The sequence below is a fragment of the Streptomyces cathayae genome (assembly GCF_029760955.1).
Lineage (GTDB): Bacteria > Actinomycetota > Actinomycetes > Streptomycetales > Streptomycetaceae > Streptomyces > Streptomyces cathayae.
Genome location: NZ_CP121682.1, coordinates 5222461 through 5242966, shown reverse-complemented (window position 1 = coordinate 5242966; position 20506 = coordinate 5222461). Strand labels below are relative to the sequence as shown.

Annotated in this window: 13 protein-coding genes; 12 read left to right on the top strand and 1 reads right to left on the bottom strand. The window is 74.4% G+C overall.

Translation table 11 applies throughout. The annotated features are described in order from the left end of the window. Positions 1 to 297 precede the first annotated feature (297 nt). Positions 298 to 852, bottom strand: coding sequence for an HNH endonuclease (locus tag PYS65_RS23930; protein WP_279335997.1), 555 nt, complete (start codon positions 850 to 852; stop codon positions 298 to 300). A gap of 303 nt (positions 853 to 1155) precedes the next feature. On the opposite strand from PYS65_RS23930, the gene PYS65_RS23925 reads away from it, so the two are divergent. The 12 genes from PYS65_RS23925 (at position 1156) to PYS65_RS23870 (ending at position 20506) form a co-directional block, all read left to right on the top strand. Next, the gene (locus tag PYS65_RS23925; RefSeq protein ID WP_387040601.1) at positions 1156 to 2265 is read left to right on the top strand and encodes a mechanosensitive ion channel family protein; all 1110 of its coding nucleotides are present in this window, start codon (positions 1156 to 1158) and stop codon (positions 2263 to 2265) included. 188 nt (positions 2266 to 2453) lie between these two features. Further along, positions 2454 to 3719: a 6-phospho-beta-glucosidase gene (locus PYS65_RS23920; RefSeq protein ID WP_279335996.1), complete on the top strand. Its 1266-nt coding sequence runs from the start codon at positions 2454 to 2456 to the stop codon at positions 3717 to 3719. Beyond that, positions 3710 to 4684: an N-acetylglucosamine kinase gene (locus PYS65_RS23915; RefSeq protein WP_279335995.1), complete on the top strand. Its 975-nt coding sequence runs from the start codon at positions 3710 to 3712 to the stop codon at positions 4682 to 4684. Before PYS65_RS23920 ends, PYS65_RS23915 begins: the two co-directional genes overlap by 10 nt. Positions 4685 to 5336: 652 nt before the next feature. After that, positions 5337 to 6821, top strand: coding sequence for a hypothetical protein (locus PYS65_RS23910; RefSeq protein ID WP_279335994.1), 1485 nt, complete (start codon positions 5337 to 5339; stop codon positions 6819 to 6821). 11 nt (positions 6822 to 6832) lie between these two features. Next, positions 6833 to 7888, top strand: coding sequence for a glutamate ABC transporter substrate-binding protein (locus PYS65_RS23905; RefSeq protein WP_279335993.1), 1056 nt, complete (start codon positions 6833 to 6835; stop codon positions 7886 to 7888). Between the two features lie 66 nt (positions 7889 to 7954). Then, complete coding sequence (locus PYS65_RS23900; protein ID WP_279335992.1) at positions 7955 to 9301, top strand: hypothetical protein; 1347 nt, start codon at positions 7955 to 7957, stop codon at positions 9299 to 9301. 22 nt (positions 9302 to 9323) lie between these two features. Beyond that, positions 9324 to 12017 (top strand): serine/threonine-protein kinase, encoded by a 2694-nt coding sequence (locus PYS65_RS23895; RefSeq protein WP_279335991.1) that lies wholly within the window; start codon positions 9324 to 9326, stop codon positions 12015 to 12017. 3 nt (positions 12018 to 12020) lie between these two features. Beyond that, the gene (locus tag PYS65_RS23890; RefSeq protein WP_279335990.1) at positions 12021 to 13583 is read left to right on the top strand and encodes a PP2C family protein-serine/threonine phosphatase; all 1563 of its coding nucleotides are present in this window, start codon (positions 12021 to 12023) and stop codon (positions 13581 to 13583) included. 157 nt (positions 13584 to 13740) lie between these two features. Next, positions 13741 to 15087 carry a vWA domain-containing protein gene (locus PYS65_RS23885; RefSeq protein WP_279335989.1) on the top strand — a complete coding sequence of 449 codons (1347 nt, stop codon included), beginning with the start codon at positions 13741 to 13743 and terminating at the stop codon, positions 15085 to 15087. Between the two features lie 80 nt (positions 15088 to 15167). Further along, a complete protein-coding gene (locus PYS65_RS23880; protein WP_279335988.1) occupies positions 15168 to 16442 on the top strand; it encodes an FHA domain-containing protein in 1275 nt (424 codons plus the stop codon). Between the two features lie 120 nt (positions 16443 to 16562). Further along, the gene (locus tag PYS65_RS23875; protein WP_279335987.1) at positions 16563 to 16976 is read left to right on the top strand and encodes a globin; all 414 of its coding nucleotides are present in this window, start codon (positions 16563 to 16565) and stop codon (positions 16974 to 16976) included. 158 nt (positions 16977 to 17134) lie between these two features. After that, positions 17135 to 20506, top strand: a complete 3372-nt coding sequence (locus PYS65_RS23870; protein WP_279335986.1) for an ABC transporter permease — start codon at positions 17135 to 17137, stop codon at positions 20504 to 20506.

The following is a 20506-nucleotide window of genomic DNA, read 5'->3' as shown; positions in this document are numbered from 1 at the left end:
GCAGCCGTCAATCTGCCGATCTGCTGGGTAGCCCGAACGCCTGGTGCCGATCCGCAGGCAGGCGTCCGGCAGTGCTCCCAGGTCACGGCCTTACGAGAGAAAAGCCCAATGAGCCCGAGCGCGTCACGAAAGCGTTTCTGGCCCACCCGCTGCCCTCGAGGGACACGCCGCCGTAGCGGCTCGCTCTCCTCAGGGGCAGCGGCGTCACCGCCCGACCACTCTTGCCGTCGTGTCCGTGGTGCCGGGCGGTCCCGGCACCACGAACAGCGAAGGCCCGGATCGGGCCGGGCCTGCCGGTCAGGCGGAGATGCCGTCCACCCGGGTCAGGCCGTCGATGCGGGCCATCGCGTCGGCCGCGCCGTACGGCTGGAGGTAGGGCAGCCAGCACGGGTCGCGGTGGCCGGTGCCGATGATGCGCCAGGCCAGGCCGGTGGGCGGGGCCGGTTTGTGGCGCAGCCGCCAGCCCAGCTCGAACAGGTGCCGGTCGGCCTTCACGTGGTTGCAGCGGCGGCAGGACGCCACCACGTTGTCCCAGACGTGCTTGCCCCCGCGGCTGCGCGGGATGACGTGGTCGACGCTGGTCGCGACACCACCGCAGTACATGCACCGGCCCCCGTCGCGGGCGAACAGCGCGCGGCGGGTCAGTGGAACGGGCCCCCGGTAGGGAACCCGCACGAAGCGTTTGAGCCGGACCACGCTGGGAGCGGGGACCGTGACGGTCGCGCTGTGCAGATAGGCGCCGGACTCCTCGAGGCATACGGCCTTGTTCTCGAGGACGAGGACGAGCGCGCGGCGGAGCGGTACGACGCCGAGCGGCTCGTACGACGCGTTGAGAACCAGGACATGCGGCACGGATGCCTCCTTGTACGCCGGCGACGCGTGGCTCGCGCCGGGACGATCCGTAGTCAGTCTCCCCTCATGCCTGGTCGTAGCGCCACCATGTCCCGGTAACGGGCTGGGAGTGTTTTCGACCACAGGCCCTCCGGCCTCCGGGATCTTGGCCTGTTCAGGTGCGGGTGAGGGAGGTCTCTTCTTCACGTATCGCGACGGTCCCCCCACAATGCACCGTTAGTGTGGTGCTTCTGCCCGCACCGGTGACCTTTCCCTGACCTTTTCGTGACCTTGAAGACCTTGACCGCCGCACCGGGGCAGAACCTGCACCTGGAGGTACCTGCCGTGTCCTTGCCCGCCGTCCTGCCTGCCGAGGGTTCGTCGCCGACGCCCTCGGATTCCGGGACCCCGATGGTGCCCAGCCTCAAGGACGCCCACGAGAGCGCCACCAACGCCGCCGGCTGGGTGGAGGAGAACTGGACGACGTGGCTCGCGATCGGCCTGAGGGTCCTGCTCATCGTGGTGATCGCCACGGTACTGAGAGTGGTCGTGCGGCGGGCGATCACCAAGCTCGTCGACCGGATGTCCGGGACCGGTACGACCGTGGACGGCACCGGCCTCGGGGGGCTGCTGGTCAACGCCGAGCGGCGGCGCCAGCGCTCGCAGGCGATCGGCTCGGTGCTGCGGTCGGTCGCGTCGTTCCTGATCCTCGGTACGGCCGCGCTGATGGTCCTGGGCACGTTCCAGATCAATCTGGCCCCGCTGCTGGCCTCGGCCGGTGTCGCCGGTGTCGCGATCGGTTTCGGCGCCCGCAACCTGGTCACGGACTTCCTCTCCGGCGTGTTCATGATCCTCGAGGACCAGTACGGCGTCGGTGACACCGTCGACGCGGGCGTCGCCTCCGGCGAGGTCATCGAGGTCGGCCTGCGGGTGACCAAGCTGCGCGGCGACCACGGCGAGATCTGGTACGTCCGCAACGGCGAGGTCAAGCGCATAGGCAACCTCTCCCAGGGCTGGGCGACCGCCAACGTGGACGTCACGGTCCGCTCGGACGAGGACCTCGACCAGGTGAAGGACACGCTCGTCGCCGTCGCGGAGCGGATGAGCAAGGAGGAGCCCTGGAACGAGCTCCTGTGGAGCTCCATCGAGGTCCTCGGCCTCGACTCCGTCCTGCTCGACTCGATGGTCGTCCGGGTCTCGGCGAGGACGATGCCCGGCAAGTCGCTGACCGTGGAGCGCGAGCTGCGCTGGCGCATCAAGCGGGCCTTCGACGCGGCCGGCATCCGCATCGTCGGCGGTGCCACGGCTCCGGTGGAGATGACGGAGGGCCCCGATCCGGCGGCGGCCGTCGCACCCCCGTCCGCCTACGCGAGCAGCGTCTCGCCGCAGTCCGTCGCGGCCTCCCCGCTGACCCCGCCGAGCACCACGAAGTAGACCGGCGGCAGGGAAGAACACGGTGGAGGGCGGCGCCCGGAAGTTCCGGGCGCCGCCCTCCACCGTTCCCGTACTCGTTCCCGCGCCCGCTCTGGTCATGGCGCCCGTGATCCTGATATGCCTCTCGCGCGGAAGGCGTTCGCCGAACGTGTCACGTCCACCGGAGCGGAAGCAGAGGGTCGACGACAATGAAACTCACCGTGGTCGGGGGCGGTTCGACCTACACGCCCGAACTCGTCGACGGCTTCGCCCGGTTGCGGGACACCCTGCCCGTCGAGGAGCTGGTCCTGGTCGATCCGGCCGCGGACCGGCTGGAGTTGGTGGGCGGGCTGGCCCGCCGCATCTTCGCCCGGCAGGGACATGCGGGACGGGTCGTCACCACCTCCGACCTGGACACGGCCGTGGACGGCGCCGACGCGGTGCTGCTCCAGTTGCGGGTGGGCGGCCAGGCGGCCCGGCAGCAGGACGAGACCTGGCCGCTGGAGTGCGGCTGCGTCGGCCAGGAGACCACCGGCGCCGGCGGTCTCGCCAAGGCGCTGCGCACGGTCCCGGTGGTGCTCGACATCGCCGAACGGGTCCGGCGGAGCAACCCGGACGCCTGGATCATCGACTTCACCAACCCCGTCGGCATCGTCACCCGGGCGCTGCTGCGGGCCGGGCACCGGGCGGTGGGGCTGTGCAACGTCGCCATCGGCCTCCAGCGCAGGTTCGCCGCCCGCCTCGGCACCGACCCCGCCGGCCTCCACCTCGACCACGTGGGCCTGAACCACCTCACCTGGGAGACCGCGGTGCGCCGGGGCGGCCCCGACGGCGAGGACGTCCTGCCCGCACTGCTGCGGGACCACGGCGACGCGATCGCCGCGGACCTCCGGCTGCCCCGGGCCGTCCTGGACCGCCTCGGTGTGGTCCCCTCGTACTACCTGCGCTACTACTACGCCCACGACGAGGTCGTACGGGACATGCGCACCAAGCCGTCCCGGGCCGCCGAGGTGGCCGGCATGGAACGCCGGCTGCTCGACCTCTACGCCGACCCCGCCCTGGACGAGAAACCGGCCCTGCTGGCCGAGCGCGGCGGCGCCTACTACTCGGAGGCGGCGGTGGACCTGGCGGCGGCCCTGCTGCGCGGCGCCGGCAGCCCGTACCAGGTGGTGAACGCCCGCAACGGCTCCACGCTCCCCTTCCTCCCCGAGGACGCGGTGATCGAGGTGCAGGCCGCCGTGGGCCCGAAGGGCGCGAGCCCGCTGCCGGTGCCCCGGGTGGACCCCCTCTTCGCGGGTCTGATGGCGAACGTCACCGCCTACGAGGACCTCGCCCTCGAAGCCGCCCTGCACGGCAGCCGCGAGCGGGTCTTCCGCGCCCTCCTCGCCCACCCGCTGATCGGCCAGTACGAGTACGCCGAGCGGCTCACCGGCCAGCTCCTCGCGCACAACCGGGAGTACCTGACGTGGGCGTGACCGCGGGCGTCCTCGCCGTCGACGCCGGCAACAGCAAGTCGGACGTCGCCGTGGTCGACCGGCACGGCGCGGTCCTGGCCACGGCCCGCGGCGCCGGGTTCCGGCCGCCCGCCGTCGGTGTGACGCCGGCGGTGGACGTCCTCGCCGAGGCCGTCGACGCCGCGTTCACCGCCGCCGGGGTCACCGCCGTCTCCCATGTCTCGGCCTGTCTGGCCAACGCCGATCTCCCCGTGGAGGAGGAGCAGTTGACGGCGGCCCTGACGACACGCGGCTGGGGTGCCACCGTGCGGGTCCGCAACGACACGTTCGCGGTCCTGCGCGCCGGTGTCACCGAGCCCCGCGGGGTCGCCGTGGTCTGCGGCGCGGGCATCAACTGCGTCGGCATGCACCCCGACGGGCGTACCGCCCGCTTCCCGGCGCTCGGCCGCGTCTCCGGTGACTGGGGCGGCGGTTGGGCGCTGGCCGAGGAGGCCCTGTGGCACGCGGCCCGGGCCCAGGACGGCCGCGGGGCCGCCACCGCCCTCGCCGACGCCCTCCCGGCCCACTTCGGTCTGTCCGGCATGCCGGCCCTCATCGAGGCCCTGCACCTGGGGGACCTCCCGTCGGCCCGCCGTCACGAACTCGCCCCGGTCCTGTTCGCCACGGCGGCCGGGGGCGACGCGGTCGCCGGTGCGATCGTCGGACGCCAGGCCGAGGAGGTGGTGGCGATGGCCGTGGTGGCGCTGACCCGCCTGGACCTGCTCGCCGAGGAGACACCCGTCCTGCTGGGCGGCAGTGTCCTGGCCGCACGGCACGCCCTGCTGGACGACCGGATCCGCGCCCTGCTCGCCGAGCGCGCCCCCAAGGCGGTCCCCCGGGTCGTCACCGCCGCCCCGGTCCTGGGCGCGGCCCTGCTGGGCCTGGACCGCCTGGCGGCCCCGCCGGAGGCCCACGCCCGGCTGAGGGCCCACTACGAGCGGGGTTAGGGCCCGATGCCGGGCCCACGCGTCACGCCGGTGCGGCGCGGCCCGGCACGCCTCGTCCTCGCCCGGTGGGCGCCGTCCGTTTCCCCGCCCCGACCCGCCGGACGGGCCCGAAGGCCGGGCGGCGGGCCTGACGACAGGCGCGAGAACCGCCCGGAGAACAGGCCTGGAGGCAGGTCCGGAGGCAGGCCTGGAGGCTCCTGCAGGTCCGGTCGACCGCACACCGGCGCCGGCCCCTCGCGGGCGCCCGGAACCAACCGGATTCCACCGGCGTGTTCATGGGCAGAGGTCGTGCGGAGGGGAACGTGCGGGAGCCGGCTCGCGGGGAGGGCCCGGGCGCCGCGGCAGCCGGAACTCCCGGCAACCGACCGGCAGTCGAACCAGTGGTCGGACCGACAGCCACACCGGCAACCGGACCGACAGCCGCACCGGCAACCGGGCCGACAGCCGCACCGGCAACCGGGCCGACAGTCCAACCGGCGGGCGGATCACCACCGGACCGACAGCCGGCGCGACGGGCCGCCGTCCGGTCGGATCGGCGGACTGTCGGATCGACAGAGGAACCGGCGGGCGGTTCAAGATCACGCCAAAGCCGGTGCACATGCCGGTTCGTGCGGCGATACTTGGCGGGACGGGTGACCACGGGGGAGGTCGAGTGACACAGACGCCGAGCGGCAGCGCGGCATCGCCGGGCGGGGCCGCGCCCACCATGCCCGCCGTGATGCCCGCCGTACCGCCGCAGTCCGGGCCCGGCGGCGCGCCGGCGGCACCCCGTCATCCCTCCACCGGCTCCCGGCTTCCCGCGCCCCCGCCGCCGGAGGCACCCCGGCGCACGGCGTTCGCCGAGGGCGCCGTGCGCCTGCGCGAGGCCGCCACCACCGAACCCGGCCGCCTGCGGATCATCGGCGCGGTCCTCGCCACCCTGGTCGTCGCCTTCGGCGCCGTCACCGCCTGGCAGATGACCGACCGGGCCGCGGCGGCCGACGCCGTCCTCACCAGCAGCCAGCCCCTCACCTCCGACGCCGCCGACATCTACCGCTCCCTCGCGGACGCCAACACCGCGGCCTCCAGCGGCTTCCTGGCCGGCGGTCAGGAGACCGCCGCCTCCCGGGACCGCTACGAGAAGGACATCCGCACCGCCGCCGCCAAACTGGTCAACGCCGCGGCCAACTCCGACCCCGGCTCCTCGTCGGCGGCGACCATCGCCGAACTCAACCGGCTGCTGCCCGAGTACAAGGGCCTGGTGGAGCGCGCCCGCACCTACAACCGTCAGGGTTACCCCGTGGGCGGCGCCTATCTGCGGTACGCGAACGAGAAGATGCAGCAGGAGATGCTCCCGGCGGCGGAGGACCTCTACCAGAAGGAGAACCAGCGCCTCCAGGCCGACTACGCGGACGCGACCCCGTACCCGTGGGCGGCCATCGCGCTCGGCACCGTCGCCCTCGCCGCGCTCGCCTGGACGCAGCGCCGCACCTACCTGCGCACCCACCGCGTGCTCAACCACGGTCTGGTCGCGGCCACGGCGGCGTCCACGGTCGTCCTGCTCTGGCTGGTCGCCGGCCACAGCCTCGCCCGCTCGGGGCTGAACCACTCCTACGACCACGGCGTCCGCTCGCTCAACGTGCTGCACGACGCCCGTATCGCCTCCCTGAAGGCCCGGGGCAACGAGAACCTGACGCTGGTGTCGCGCGGCGCCGAGACGAAGAAGGTCGGCGACGAGACGTACGACGCCTACGACCACGACTTCGAACGCGACATGGCCGCCCTGGACAAGGGCCTGACCCGGGCCGGAGAGCTCGCGGACGACAGCAGCGGCGAGAAGCCTGTCACCGCCGCCGTGAGCAACATGACGGAGTGGAAGAAGCGCCACGGGGCCGCCCGGGATCAGGACGAGAAGGGCAACTACCAGGAGGCACTGGACCTGGTGATCGGCGGCAGGGGCGCGACCGGCGAGTGCTTCGACGGCGTCGACAGCAGCCTGGCGGCCGCGCTCGCCCACGAGAAGGCCGAGTTCGCGGAGGCGGCCGGCGGTGGCCGGGACGCGCTGAAGGGGCTGCCGGAGGGTGCGGCGGGCCTCGCCGTGCTGGGCGCGGCCGGAGCGGTGCTGGGCATCGGCCGCAGGCTGTCGGAGTACCGGTGAGAGGGGGCGTGATGGGCAACGCACGACGCCTGCGGGCCGGCCTGCGGGGCTGGGGCGGGGTGGGCGCGATGGCCACCGTGTGCGTGCTCGCGCTGGTCTTCGCGCTGGTGCTGACCCGCGCCGGGTCCCCCGCCGCCAAGGCGCCGAAGACCCCTGAGGCCGCGGGGCACACCGTGACGGACGCCATCGGTGCGGACGCGGACGCGAAGTGCACCGATCCGGAGAAGCAGACCCTGCCCCCCTCCGACGAGGACGGCGTCACCATCGACGCGATCAAGAACCGGCCGGGCGAGAAGCGCAAGCTGATCGTCGGCATCGACCAGAACAGCTACCGCTGGGGCTACCGGGACCCCAACGGCGGGGGCGGCGCACGGCTCGAGGGCTTCGACATCGACCTGGCGCACCGCATCGCCGAGGACATACTCGGCGACCGGGACGCGGTCCAGTTCAAGGCGATCCCCACCGACCAGCGCATTTCGGCGATCAAGGACGGCCGGGTCGACATGGTCGTCCGCACGATGACCATCAACTGCGAACGCCTCCGGGACGTGGCGTTCTCCGCCCCGTACTTCCGGACGGGGCAGCAGGTCCTGGCCCCGAAGGCGTCGTCGATCACGGGATACGACAAGACGCTCGCGGACCGGAGGATCTGCACGGCGGCCGGCTCCACCGCGTACGCGAAGCTGGAGGAGGACCAGGCGGCGGGCAGGCTCCCGAAGTCCGCCGACATCCGCACCACCGTCCCCAACCAGCTCGACTGCCTGGTGCGGCTGCAGCTCGGCGAGGTCGACGCGGTGGTCACCGACGGCGCGCTCGCCGCGAGCCAGGCCGCCCAGGACCCGACGGTCGAACTCAAGGGCGACGCCTTCACGACGGAGTACTACGGCGTGGCGATGGAGCAGAACGCGAAGGACCTGCTGCGCCGGGTCAACCGGATCCTGGTGGACTTCCGCGAGGACACCGGGGACGGGTGGCAGAAGGCGTACGAGACATGGCTGTCGGCGACACTGGGCAGTGATCCCGCGAAGTCGGAGCCACCCGCCCCGCAGTACCTGCGCACGAGCTGACCAGCCGTCGAGGAACAGCAGCCGAAGGCAGACCGGCGACGACCGACCCGCAGCGAAAGGTGATCGATGGGCGACACGGACCCCACCGGGCCGGTGATGGACCGGGACGAGGTGGACCGTGCGCTGGCGCGGCTCGGCGCGGAGCACGAGGCGGTCGAGACCTCGCTCCTCGCCCTGCAGGACCACGCGGGCCGCAGGCTCCTGGAGGGTGCCCGCCTCACCGGCCGCACCGCGGAACGCTGGGCGGCCACCGAGGCGTCGATCACGCTGCTGTGGACGTACTTCGACGCGTACGCGGGCGCCCTGCGCACCGCCCGGGAGATCCGTGCCCGGCGCCGCTGGTCCAGCCGTGAGGACCTGGTGGAGCTGACGGAGCTGCTGCGCGGCGAGTGCGTCACGATCGCGGGCTCGGCCACCTCCACCGCCGCGGCGAACGCGCCGGGGCTCCCCGGCCGGCCGGGGAACCGGCTCAGCGAGCGCTACTCGCTGGCCACGCTGGTCGAGCGGATGAACGAGCTGTACGCGTCGTCGCTGGACATGGTCGTCGCCGCGGACGCGGTGTGGTCGGCGCTGCCCGCCCGGATCGATCTGCTGGCCGCCGAGCTCCATCGCACCCGCCGGCTCGCGCACCCGGTCGGGGTGCGTCCCGGCGAGCATCCGGCGGGCGACGACCTGGAGCGGATCACCCACTCCCTGACCGCGCTGCGCGAGCAGGTGGTGTCCGACCCGCTGGCGTTCTGGAAGCCCGCGGAGGGGAGTTCGGCGCCGGGCGGCGGCCGGCCGGACACGACGGTGTACGACCGCGAGGCACGGGCCCTGGAGGAGGTGCGCCGCGAGATCGACGCGGTGCTGGCGGTCCGTCAGGACTCCGAGAAGCGGATCGTGCGGCTGCGGGACGTCCTGTCGCGCGCCGACCGCACGCTCGCCGAGGCCCGTACCGCGCGCGGCGAGGTGCTCGCGAAGATCGCCGCGACGGAGGTGCCGGTGGTCAGCGGGCCGCCGACCGTGCTGCAGGAGCAGCTGGTGACGGCCGCCGAGTACCGCAGGCACGCCCAGTGGCACCGGCTGTCCCCGCTCCTGGAGTCCCTGGAGCAGAAGGCGGAGGACGAACTGGAGCGCGCCCGCGAGTCGTTGACCGCGGTCACCGCGCCTCTGGCGGTCCGTGCCGAGTTGCGCGGCCGGCTCGACGCGTACCGGGCGAAGGTCGCCCGGCACGGCCTCGCGGAGGACACCGTGCTGGTCGAGCGGTACGAGAGGGCGCGCCGCATGCTGTGGAGCGCGCCCTGCGATCTGCGCGTCGCCCGGGAGGCGGTGCTGCGCTACCAGCACGCGGCCGCCGAACTCCTCGGCACCACCGCACCCCGGGTGCCCGGTCAGGGCATGCCCGAGGAGGGCGGGGGGCCCGGCGCATGAGCGACAACGGGGAGGCAGCGGCATGAGTCAGGCGGAGAACCGGACGCACAGCCAGGGGCGGAACGGGCAGGGAGCGCGGGCGGAACAGCGGGAGCAGCGGGCGCGGGCCGCCGCCGTCCGGGCCTGTCAGCGTCCCGGCTGCGAGGGCGCCTACGAGGACGTCGGCGGCGGCGAGCTGTACTGCGACACCTGCGGGCTGGCACCGGTGGTGTCGCCGACGACGGGCATGGTCGGCTCGGTCCCGACCGGTCTCACCACAGGCGGCCGCGGCTCCCGGGCCGGCGGCCGCAGTGCACGGGCGTCGTCACAGCCGTCACAGCCGTCGCAGTCATCGCGCTCGTCGAGGTCGTCGAGGTCGTCGAGGTCCCGGCGCTCGGTGTCCGGGCGGCTCTCCCGTTCCCTGCCGGGAGGCGGTGCCGAGCGTTCGGTGTCGGTGCGCGGCTCCGGTGCGTCGACGGGCTCCTCCGGCCGTGGCCGGCTGGGCGCGGGGCTGGTCCAGGTCCCGCCGATCCCGCGCCCCGACCCGCGCGCGATGGTGCTGGACAACCCCGAGGTGCCCGAGCGGAAGCGATTCTGCTCCCGTTCGGACTGCGGGGCCCAGGTGGGCCGTGCGCGGGCCGGCCGGCCGGGTCGTACGGAGGGCTTCTGCACCAAGTGCGGCCACCCGTACTCGTTCGTCCCGAAGCTGCGGGCCGGCGACGTGGTGCACGGCCAGTACGAGGTGGTCGGCTGTCTGGCGCACGGCGGACTGGGCTGGATCTACCTCGCCGTGGACCGGGCCGTCTCGGACCGCTGGGTGGTCCTCAAGGGCCTGCTGGACACGGGCGACCAGGACGCGATGGAGGCGGCGATCTCCGAACGGCGCTTCCTCGCGGAGATCGAGCACGCCAACATCGTGCGGATCTACAACTTCGTGGAGCACCTCGACCAGCGCACCGGTTCCCTCGACGGCTACATCGTCATGGAGTACGTCGGCGGCAAGGCCCTGAAGGAGATCGCCAACGGCCGCCGGACGCCGGACGGCAGACGGGACCCGCTGCCGGTGGAGCAGGCCTGCGCGTACGGCATCGAGGCGCTCGAGGCGCTGGGGCACCTGCACAGCCGCAACCTGCTGTACTGCGACTTCAAGGTCGACAACGCGATCCAGACCGAGGACGAGCTCAAGCTGATCGACATGGGCGCGGTGCGCAGGGCGGACGACGACCAGTCGGCCATCTACGGCACGGTCGGCTACCAGGCCCCCGAGGTCGCCGACGTCGGTCCCTCGGTCGCCTCCGACCTCTACACGGTCGCCCGGACGCTCGCCGTCCTCACCTTCGACTTCCAGGGCTACACGAACGTCTACGCGGACTCGCTGCCCGATCCCGACCACATCGAGGTCTTCCGGCGGTACGAGTCGTTCTACCGGCTGCTGGTCCGCGCCACCGATCCCGACCCGTCCCGCAGGTTCGCCTCCGCGCAGGAGATGAGCGAGCAGCTCACCGGTGTCCTGCGCGAGGTCGTCTCGCTCCAGTCGGGCCGTGCCCGTCCCGCCCTGTCGACCCTGTTCGGCCCGGAACCGCGGGTGGCGGACACGGAGTTGTTCCCCCGGTCGCGGGGCGACGTGTCCCGCCTCGGGGCGCGGGCGGTGTGGCGCGCCGGGTCACCACGGCGGGGGCCGGGACAAAAGCAGCTCGCCGGAGGAACCGCCACCGGCGCCACCGCCACCACCGGCGTCTCCGGCCCGGCGGACCTCGTCAAGCCCGTCGACGCTCCCGCGGCGGTCCTCGCCCTGCCCGTCCCGCACGTCGACCCCACCGACCCCAACGCCGGGTTCCTGGCGGGCCTGCTGGCCTCCGCGCCCGCCGAGCTGGTCCACGCCCTGGCGGCGGCGCCCGCGCCGTCGGCCGAGACCCGGCTGCGGCAGGTCCGCGCCTGGCTGGAGACGGGTGAGTCGGACACCGCGCTGGACGCGCTGCGGGCCCTGGAGGAGCGGGACCCCGACGACTGGCGGGTGGTCTGGTACCGCGGGGTCGCCGCCCTGGTCACCGGCGACCACGAGGGCGCCGCGCTCGCCTTCGACGCGATCTACGACGCCTTCCCCGGCGAGGTCGCCCCCAAGCTGGCGCTCGGCCTGTGCGCGGAGGTGCTGGGCCAGCTCGACAACGCCGCCGAGTACTACCACCTGGTGTGGTCCACCGACCCGAGCCATGTGAGCGCGGCGTTCGGCCTGGCCCGCGTGCGGCTCGCCACCGGTGACCGGGGCGGCGCCGTACGGACGCTGGAGTCGGTGCCGGAGTCCTCCATCCACTACACGGCGGCGCGGGTGGCGGCCGTACGCGCCCGACTGCGGGGGCGGGCCGCCACCCCCGGTGACGTACCGTTCCTGGACGACCTGAGTGCCGCCGCGTCCCAGGTCGAGGCCCTGGAGTCGTACGGACTGGATCCGGCGCGCCGGGAGCAGTTGTCGGCCGAGGTCCTCGGGTGCGCGCTGGACTGGGTACTCTCCGGTAGCCAGGGGTCCGTTCCGCTTCCGGGCCCGCCGGGCCGGGGGAACCGAAACGCCGGCAGCGCTGCCGGGGGACGAACCCTGCTCGGCAGCGGACTGGACGAGCGGAACCTGCGCTTCGGGCTGGAGCGTTCGTACCGCACGCTGGCCCGGCTGGCGCGGAGCGGTGAGGAGAGGATCGACCTGGTGGAACGTGCCAACCGTTACCGCCCCCGGACATGGGTGTAGTTGATGTCGCAAATGCCTCAGCAGGCCGCTCTGTCGAAGTGCCCGAGCTGCGAGGAACCCCTCGAGTCGGGTGATCGTTTCTGCGGTGCGTGCGGATACGACCTGTCGGCGGTCCCGGCACCGCCGACGGACCATCCGACGATCGTCATGAACGGTTCGGTGCCCGCGCCGGGCCCGGCGGAACGCGGGGCGGCGGCCCGGCCTCCGGCGGCACCCCCGCAGACACCCCCGCAGACACCCCCGGCGGCGCCCGCGCCGCCGACCGGGCCGGGCTGGCCCGCAGCCGGTCCGGAGGGCTCCGGCGCGTCCGCCCCGACGCACCGGCCGACGGACCTGTCGGGCACGGACTCGACCGGCCTGCCGCTGTCCGGCCCCATCCCCCGCCCCGCAGCACCCGCGACTCCGGCACCGGCACCGGCGGTCGTGCCACCACGCCCTGCCGCCCCGCCCCCTCCTCCTCCGCCCCCGCCCGCCGCGCCTCCCGCCGCCGGAGCGGCCCGGTCCTCGGGTGTGCGCTTCGACCGCCCCGCCCAGCCGGCCGCGCAGCCCGAGGAGTACCCGCTCCAGGCCCCGGACCCGCGCGTGTCCGCCGAGCGCGGACAGCCCGCCCCGGATTCCGCGGACACCCCGGCGACCACGAGCACCCCGGAGACCACGGTGTGCGTGGCCTGCCGCGCGGGCAGGGTGGACGAGGACGGCTACTGCGAGAACTGCGGCCACGCCCAGCCACGCGAACGGGACCACATGGAACAGGAATGCGGCCCGCTGGCCGCGGTCAGCGACCGCGGCCTGCGCCACCACCGCAACGAGGACGCCTTCGGGATCGGCACCACCACGCTGCCCGACGGCTCCCCCGCCTCGGTCGCGGTCGTCTGCGACGGCGTCTCCTCCGCGACCCGGCCCGACGAGGCCTCGCTGGCCGCGTCCCGGGCGGCGAACGAGTCGCTGCTCGCGGCGCTGCCGCGCGGCACGCACCCGCAGCAGGCGATGCACGACGCGATCGTCGCCGCGGCGGACGCGGTCGACGCGCTGGCCGACGAGCCCGCCACGGACCGTGAACAGTCCCCGCACCAGAACGCCCCCGCCTGCACCTTCGTCGGCAGTGTGGTGACCGACGGCCTGCTGGTCGTCGGCTGGGTCGGCGACAGCCGCGTGTACTGGGTGCCGGTCGACCGCTCCGCACCCCCGGCCCGGCTCACCGAGGACGACTCCTGGGCCGCGCAGATGGTCGCCGCGGGGCTGATGGGCGAGGCCGAGGCCTACGCCGACCAGCGCGCCCACGCGATCACCGGCTGGCTCGGTGCGGACGCCTACGAACTGGAGCCGCACACCGCGTCGTTCAAGCCGGACCGGCCCGGTGTGGTCGTGGTCTGCACCGACGGGCTGTGGAACTACGCGGAGTCGGTCGAGGAGATGGCACGGGTGCTCCCCGTCGACGCCGCCGTCCGTCCGCTGCACGCCGCCCGGGTCCTGGTCGGTCACGCCCTCGACGGCGGGGGCCACGACAACGTGACGGTGGCCCTCGTCCCGTTCCCGGCCGTGCCGCGGGGGGCGGGATCGGCCTGAGGCCGCGTACGGCGGGCCCTCGCGGGGAAACTACGGGGAAGGCCGCGGGAAGCCGCGGGAAGGTGCCAACGAACCGGAAACGAACCGGAGGGGACCGGTCCGTCATCTGTCGTCGCCCCGCACCGCCGCGGGGTTCTCCAGGGGGAGAGAAACAGGCATGGCCAACTTCTCGAAATCCAACGTGCCGCAGTTCTCGGTGGACGTGTACCAGAACGAGTACCTGCCGGAGGGCGGCCGCGAGGTCAACGCCATCGTCACGGTGACCGCGACCGGCGGCGGCACCATCGGCAGCGCGGTGGCGGCCCCCCACCTCTACGCGCCCGGTGAGGGCCCGTCGGCGGCCGTGGTGCTCATGGTCGACTGCTCCGGCTCGATGGACTATCCGCCGACCAAGATGCGCAACGCCCGGGACGCCACGGCCGCCGCGGTCGACGCCCTGCGCGACGGCGTGCACTTCGCGGTGGTCGGCGGCACGCATGTGGCGCGGGAGGTCTATCCCGGTGCCGGGCGGCTCGCGGTCGCCGACGCGGCCACCCGCGGGCAGGCCAAGCAGGCGCTGCGGGCGCTGAGCGCCGGCGGGGGCACGGCCATCGGCACCTGGCTCCGGCTGGCCGACCGGCTGCTGGCGTCGGCGGACGTGGCGATCCGGCACGGCATCCTGCTGACCGACGGGCGCAACGAGCACGAGTCGCCGGAGGACCTGAAGGCGGCCCTGGAGGCGTGCGCCGGGCGGTTCACCTGTGACGCCCGCGGAGTGGGCACCGACTGGGAAGTGAAAGAAGTCACAGCCGTCGCCTCCGGCCTCCTCGGCAGCGCCGACATCGTCGCCGACCCGGCCGGACTCGCCGCCGACTTCACGCGGATGATGGAGACGGCGATGGGCAAGGAGGTCGCGGACGTCTGCCTGCGGCTGTGGACGCCGGTGAGCACGACTGTGAAGTTCGTCAAACAGGTCGCGCCGACGGTCGAGGACCTGACCGGCCGCCGTACCGAGGCCGGCCCGCGGGCGGGCGACTACCCGCTGGGGTCCTGGGGCGACGAGTCCCGTGACTACCACCTCTGCGTCGAGGTCCCGGCGGCCGGCATCGGGCAGGAGATGCTCGCCGCCCGGCTCTCGCTGGTGATTCCGCAGCCCGGAGAGGGAGTTCAGAAGCTCGGCGCGCAGGGTCTCGTGCGGGCGGTGTGGACGGACGACATGGTCGCCTCCACATCGTTGAACCCTCAGGTCGCCCACTACACCGGCCAGGCCGAACTGGCCCAAGTCATCCAACAAGGCCTCGACTTGCGCAAAGCGGGCGATTTCGACGGAGCAACGTCCAAACTGGGCCGCGCCGTCCAGCTCGCGAGCGCCTCCGGCAACGCGGACACCGCGAAGCTGCTTGCGAAGGTGGTGGACGTGGTCGACGCCTCGACAGGTACTGTGCGACTGAAAGCGAGGGTCGAGGAGGCCGACGAGATGACACTCGAAACCCGGTCCACCAAGACTGTTCGTGTGAAGAAGTGAACCTGAAGTGAACGAGCCCGGCCCCCAGGCCGGAGAACTTCGGTCGGAAGCGACCGAAAAAGAGAGGAGGAGGCGCCGACATGCCGACCTGCCCGAACGGACACCAGTCGGGTTCCGACGACTGGTGCGAGGTGTGCGGTCACCGCATGGCGGGGTCCGTGCCCCCGCCGCCTCCTCCCCCGCCGCCGCCCGGCGGTGGCTACGGATTCCCGCCCCCCGGCGGTCAGCCCGGACCCGGCGGCCCGGGTGGCCCCGGCGGTTTCGGCGGCCCGGGCGGTCCCGGCGGCCCGGGCGGTCCCGGCGGCCGGCCGGAGCCGTGCCCGCAGTGCGGCACGCCGCGTGAGGGCGGCGCGCCGTTCTGCGAGGAGTGCCGGTGGAACTTCCTGACGAACACGGCCACCTCGTACACACCGGCCGCCCCTCGTCCGGTGCCCCCCGGACCGGGCGGGCACGGGGGTCCGGGTGGACACGGGGGGCAGTACCAGCAGCCGCCCGGTCCGTCGTACGGCAGCGGTGACCCCTACAACGAGTACCAGGGTTCCCGTCCGTCCCAGGTGAACCGGCCCGCCGAGCCGATCCCGCCGGGCCCGCCCGGTTTCGGCGGCGACCCCTCCCGCCCGGTCCCCCCGCCCGGCCAGGGTGGTCACGGCGGCCAGGGTGGCTACGGCGGACCCGGCGGTCCCGGTGGTCAGGGTGGCCCGCAGGCGTTCGGCGGCGGCCCGCCGGCCCCGCCCGGATTCCCGCAGGAGACCGGCCGTCCGCCGCACCAGGGCGGCCCCGCCTTCGGCGGCGGTGACGACGACTGGGTGATCCCCCCGCCCTCCGGCGGCCCCGGCGGCCCGAACGGTCCCGGCGCCCCGAACGGCCCCGGTGGTTACGGCTACCCGCAGCCCGGTGCGACCCAGGCGCCGCCCGGCCCCGGCGGGTTCCCGCAGCAGCCCCGGGGGCCGGTGACCTGGACCGCGACGATCGGTCCGGACCGTGACTACTTCATGGCGATGATGCACCGCTCCGGCCCCGAGGCCACGGGCCTGAACCTGCCCGCGTACTCGCCCGAGCAGCAGCGCACCCTCACCGGCAACCAGCTCACGATCGGCCGCCGGCGCCACTCCACCGGTGACACCCCCGACATCGACCTGTCGACGCCGCCGGAGGACCCGGGCGTCTCGCACCAGCACGCGGTGCTGGTCCAGCAGCCGGACGGCAGTTGGGCGGTCGTCGACCAGAACTCGACGAACGGCACGACGGTCAACGGCTCGGAGGAGCCGATCCAGCCCTTCGTCCCGGTCCCGTTGCAGGACGGCGACCGGGTCCACGTGGGCGCCTGGACGACGATCACCATCCACCGGGGCTGAGAGGGCACACCCGTGACGCTCCCGTCCCTGCCTCCCCGACGAGCAGGGGGCGGGAACGCCGGAGCCCCCGACGGCCTCGAGGACCTAGGTCCTGAGGCCTATGCCGCGGCGTCTGAGACCATGGACTGCGTGACAGAGATTCGGCGCGGCACGCTTCAGGAGCAGACGTTCTACGAGCAGGTCGGCGGGGAGGAGACCTTCCGCCGGCTCGTCCACCGTTTCTACGTGGGGGTGGCGGACGATCCGCTGCTGCGGCCCATGTATCCGGAGGAGGACCTGGGTCCGGCCGAGGAGCGGCTGCGGCTGTTCCTCATCCAGTACTGGGGCGGCCCGACGACGTACAGCCAGAACCGGGGCCATCCGCGGCTGCGGATGCGGCACGTGCCGTTCAAGGTCGACCGGGCCGCGCACGACGCCTGGCTCAAGCACATGCGCGACGCCCTCGACGAGCTCGGCCTGTCCGAGGAGCACGACCACACGATGTGGAAGTACCTGACGTACGCCGCCGCCACGATGATCAACTCCCCGGGCTGACCCATCGGTTCGGCGCCTCGCGGACGTACGCATTCCGGTCGCCCGTCGCCGGATTCCGATCACGATCCGGTCAAGTCCGGGCTACGAGTGCTACCCCGTGACGGGCCCCCTCTGACACGATCACCCGGAGGTCCGGACCGACACAGGGGGAGTCTCGGGTGGGGAGCCCTGCGGGGACGGTGGGGTTCGTCCTGGCGCGTGCCCGGGCGTACCGGCCGCTGCTCGCCGCCGCGCTGCTCACCGTCCTGCTGACCACGGCGGTGCTGACGACCCTCACGGCGTACTCCGGTGCGATCGGCGACGCGGCCCTGCGGCACGCCCTGCGCGACCCGCGGGGCGCGGCCGACACCACCCTCGTCGTCGAGGCGGACGTCCCCGCGCGGGAGCGCGCCGCGGCCGGCGCCGCCGTGCGGGACGGCGCCCGTGCCGCCTTCGACGGGCTGCCGGTGACCCTGCGCACCCTGTCCCGCTCCGGCCCGTACGCCCTGCCCGCGTCCTTGCGGCCCGCGGACGGGCCTGCGGACCCCGGCGCGGGTGGCGCGGACCCCGGTGCCCCCTCCGGCGACCGGGACACCTCCGGCACCTCCGACACCCCCGACCTCACCCACCTCGCCGCCCTGGACCGCACCCAGGTGCGGATCGTCGGGGGCCGGCCGCCCGGGGCGTCCGCCGGCCCGGTGATCGAGACCGCGCTGCCGGAGGCCGCCGCCCGCCGCCTCGGTCTGGAACCCGGCGCCCGGCTCACCCTCACCGACCGGCTCGGCGGCCCCGCGGTCCAGGTGCGGATCACCGGCCTGTACCGGCCCGTGGACGCCACCGCGCCCTACTGGCAACTGGACGGCCTGCACGGCCGCGGCGTCGTCGAGGTGGACTTCACGACGTACGGCCCGCTGCTCGCCGACCCCTCGGTGCTCGGCGGCGACCGGGTCAGCGCCGGCACCTCGGCGTGGCTCGCGTCGGCCGACTTCGCGGCGGTGGACACCGGGCGGATCGACGCGCTGCGCACGGCGGTACGCGACGGCGTCGCCGCCCTGCGCGAGGATCCGGCGCTGGGCGGTTCGGCGCAGGCGACGAGTGCCCTGCCCGCCGTCCTGGACCGGGTCGAACGCTCACTGCTGGTCTCCCGCTCGACCCTGCTGATCATCGCCCTCCAGCTGGTCCTGCTGGCCGGCTGCGCCCTGTTCCTGGTGGCCCGGCTGCTGAGTGCCGAACGCGCGGGCGAGACCCGGGTGCTGCGGGCGCGCGGCGGTTCCCGCGCCCAGGTGGCCCGGCTCGCCGCCCTGGAGGCGCTGCTGCTGGCGGTGCCCTCGGCGGCCTGTGCGCCGCTGCTGGCGGGACCGCTCACCGGGCTGCTCGCCGGGCAGGGCGCGCTCGCCCGGATCGGGCTGCACCTGGACACCTCGGTCGGTCCGGTGGCCGGACGCGGCTCCGTGTGGCTGGTGGCGGCGGCAGTGGCGGTGGGCTGCGCGCTGGCCGTCACGGTGCCCGCGCTCACCTCCTCCTTCACGGCCGGCCGGGCCCGGCCGCTGCCCGGCGCGGTCCGCGCGGGCGGGGATGTGGGGCTGCTGGCGGTGGCCGCCGTGGCGTACTGGCAGCTGAGCCGTCAGCCCTCCGGGGCGGTCGGCGCCCACCTCGGTGTCGACCCGCTGCTCGTCACGGCCCCCGCGCTGGCCCTGCTGGCCGGCACCGTGCTCACGCTGCGGCTGCTGCCGCCGCTGGCGCGGCTGGCGGAGCGCGGGGCGGCCCGCGGCCGGGGGCTGCCGGGGGCTCTGGCGGGCTGGCGGTTCAGCCGTCGGCCGATGCGGGGCGCGGGCCCGGTCCTGCTGCTGGTGCTCGCGGTGGCGCTGGGCATGCTGGCGATCGGCCAGGGCTCCTCGTGGCAGCGTTCGCAGGACGACCAGGCGGACTTCCGGGCCGGCGCGCAGGTGCGTGTCCTGGGCGCCGGGGCGAGCGAACCGGGCCGCACCGGGGCGTACGCGGCCGTCCCCGGTGTCGAGGCGGCCGCGCCCGCGTACCGTGCGTCGGTGCCGCTGTCCGGCGACCGGACGGCGACCGTGCTCGCGCTGGCCACCGAGCATGCGGCGGACACGGTGCTGATGCGTTCCGACCTCGCCCCCGAGCCGGTCGGCCCGTTCCTGGAGGACCTGGCGCCGAAGGGCGGGACGGCGGGGGTACCGATACCCGAGGGCACCGCGCGCCTGACGCTGACGGCCCGGATCCGGGGCGCGGGCGCCGGGACCACGGCCGGTGTCAGGGCCACCCTGACCGACCCCTACGGAACCCCGTACAGGTGGGGCCTGGGCCGGCTCCGCGCCGACGGCCGGACCCACCCGCTGGCCCTCGACCTCACCACGGTCGCCGAGGCGTCCCCCGGAAAACCGGGGCAACCGGGAGAACCGGGGCAACCGGGGGGACTGACCCTGACCGGACTCCAGCTCGACCTGGTCCAGCCGACCGGAAAGTCCGAGAACCACCGGTTCACCCTGACCGGGCTGACCGCCACGGACGCCGACGGCCGGGCCCGGCCCCTCGCCCTGCCCGCCGACTGGGCATCGTCCTCGCAGCTCACGGTCACGGGGACCGCCCCCGACACGGGCACCGAGCCGACCTCCCCCCGGCTCACCGCCACCGACCCGCCCACCTTCGCCTACACCACCGGCCACGGTCCGGGGGACGGCTTCTGGAACCCCCCGTCGCTCACCGTCCGGCTGCAGATCCCGCAGCCGGGGACGGCCGAGGTCACCGCGATCGCCACCGACCGCTATCTGGCCTCGACGGGCGCCCGCCCCGGGGAGCGCGTGGACGTGACGATCGGCGGCTCCACCCTGCCGGTGCGGATCACCCACGCGGTACGGGGGCTGCCGTCCGCGCCGACCGGGGGCAGCGGCGACGGCGGGGCCCTGCTGCTGGACCTGCGGGCCGTCAACCGGGTGCTCCAGAGCAGCGAGGGCGAGAGCGTGCTGCCCACCGAGTGGTGGCTGCGGACCGCGCCGGGCGCGTCGGCGCGGGTGGCCGCGGCGCTGCGGGACCGGCCCGACGTCGAACCGTCCCGGGTGGTGGTGCGGGACGAGATCGCCGACCGGCTGCGCGACGATCCGTTCGGCGCGGGGCCCGAGGCGGCGTTCACCGCGGCGGCCCTCGCGGCGGCGGCGCTGACGGCGGTGGGGTTCGCGGTGAGCGCGGCCGGGGCGCTGCGGGAGCGGTCCGCCGAGTTCGCGGTGCTGCGCGCCCTGGGCGCCTCACGGCGGCGGCTGGCCCGGGTGGTGATCCTCGAGCACGGGGTGCTGGTCGCCCTGGCGTCGGCGGTGGGCGTGCTGTGGGGCACGGTGCTGGCGCGGGCCGTGATCCCGCTGATCATGCTGACGTCCGAGGCGGCCCGACCGGTGCCGGAGGTCCTGGTGGAACTGCCGACCGGGCGGGTGGCCCTGCTGCTGGCCGCCATAGCCGTGGTCCCGCTGCTGGTCACCGCCGTCCTGGCGGTGCGCAGGGTCGACCCGGTGGCCTCGCTGCGGGAACGGGGAGGTGGTTGA

Bases quoted from the DNA above. Each gene is read 5' to 3' on its own strand.
- PYS65_RS23875 (WP_279335987.1), top strand. From the start codon at position 16,563: ATGGACTGCGTGACAGAGATTCGGCGCGGCACGCTTCAGGAGCAGACG.
- PYS65_RS23880 (WP_279335988.1), top strand. From the start codon at position 15,168: ATGCCGACCTGCCCGAACGGACACCAGTCGGGTTCCGACGACTGGTGC.
- PYS65_RS23890 (WP_279335990.1), top strand. From the start codon at position 12,021: ATGTCGCAAATGCCTCAGCAGGCCGCTCTGTCGAAGTGCCCGAGCTGC.
- PYS65_RS23920 (WP_279335996.1), top strand. From the start codon at position 2,454: ATGAAACTCACCGTGGTCGGGGGCGGTTCGACCTACACGCCCGAACTC.
- PYS65_RS23895 (WP_279335991.1), top strand. From the start codon at position 9,324: ATGAGTCAGGCGGAGAACCGGACGCACAGCCAGGGGCGGAACGGGCAG.
- PYS65_RS23900 (WP_279335992.1), top strand. From the start codon at position 7,955: ATGGGCGACACGGACCCCACCGGGCCGGTGATGGACCGGGACGAGGTG.
- PYS65_RS23885 (WP_279335989.1), top strand. From the start codon at position 13,741: ATGGCCAACTTCTCGAAATCCAACGTGCCGCAGTTCTCGGTGGACGTG.
- PYS65_RS23905 (WP_279335993.1), top strand. From the start codon at position 6,833: ATGGGCAACGCACGACGCCTGCGGGCCGGCCTGCGGGGCTGGGGCGGG.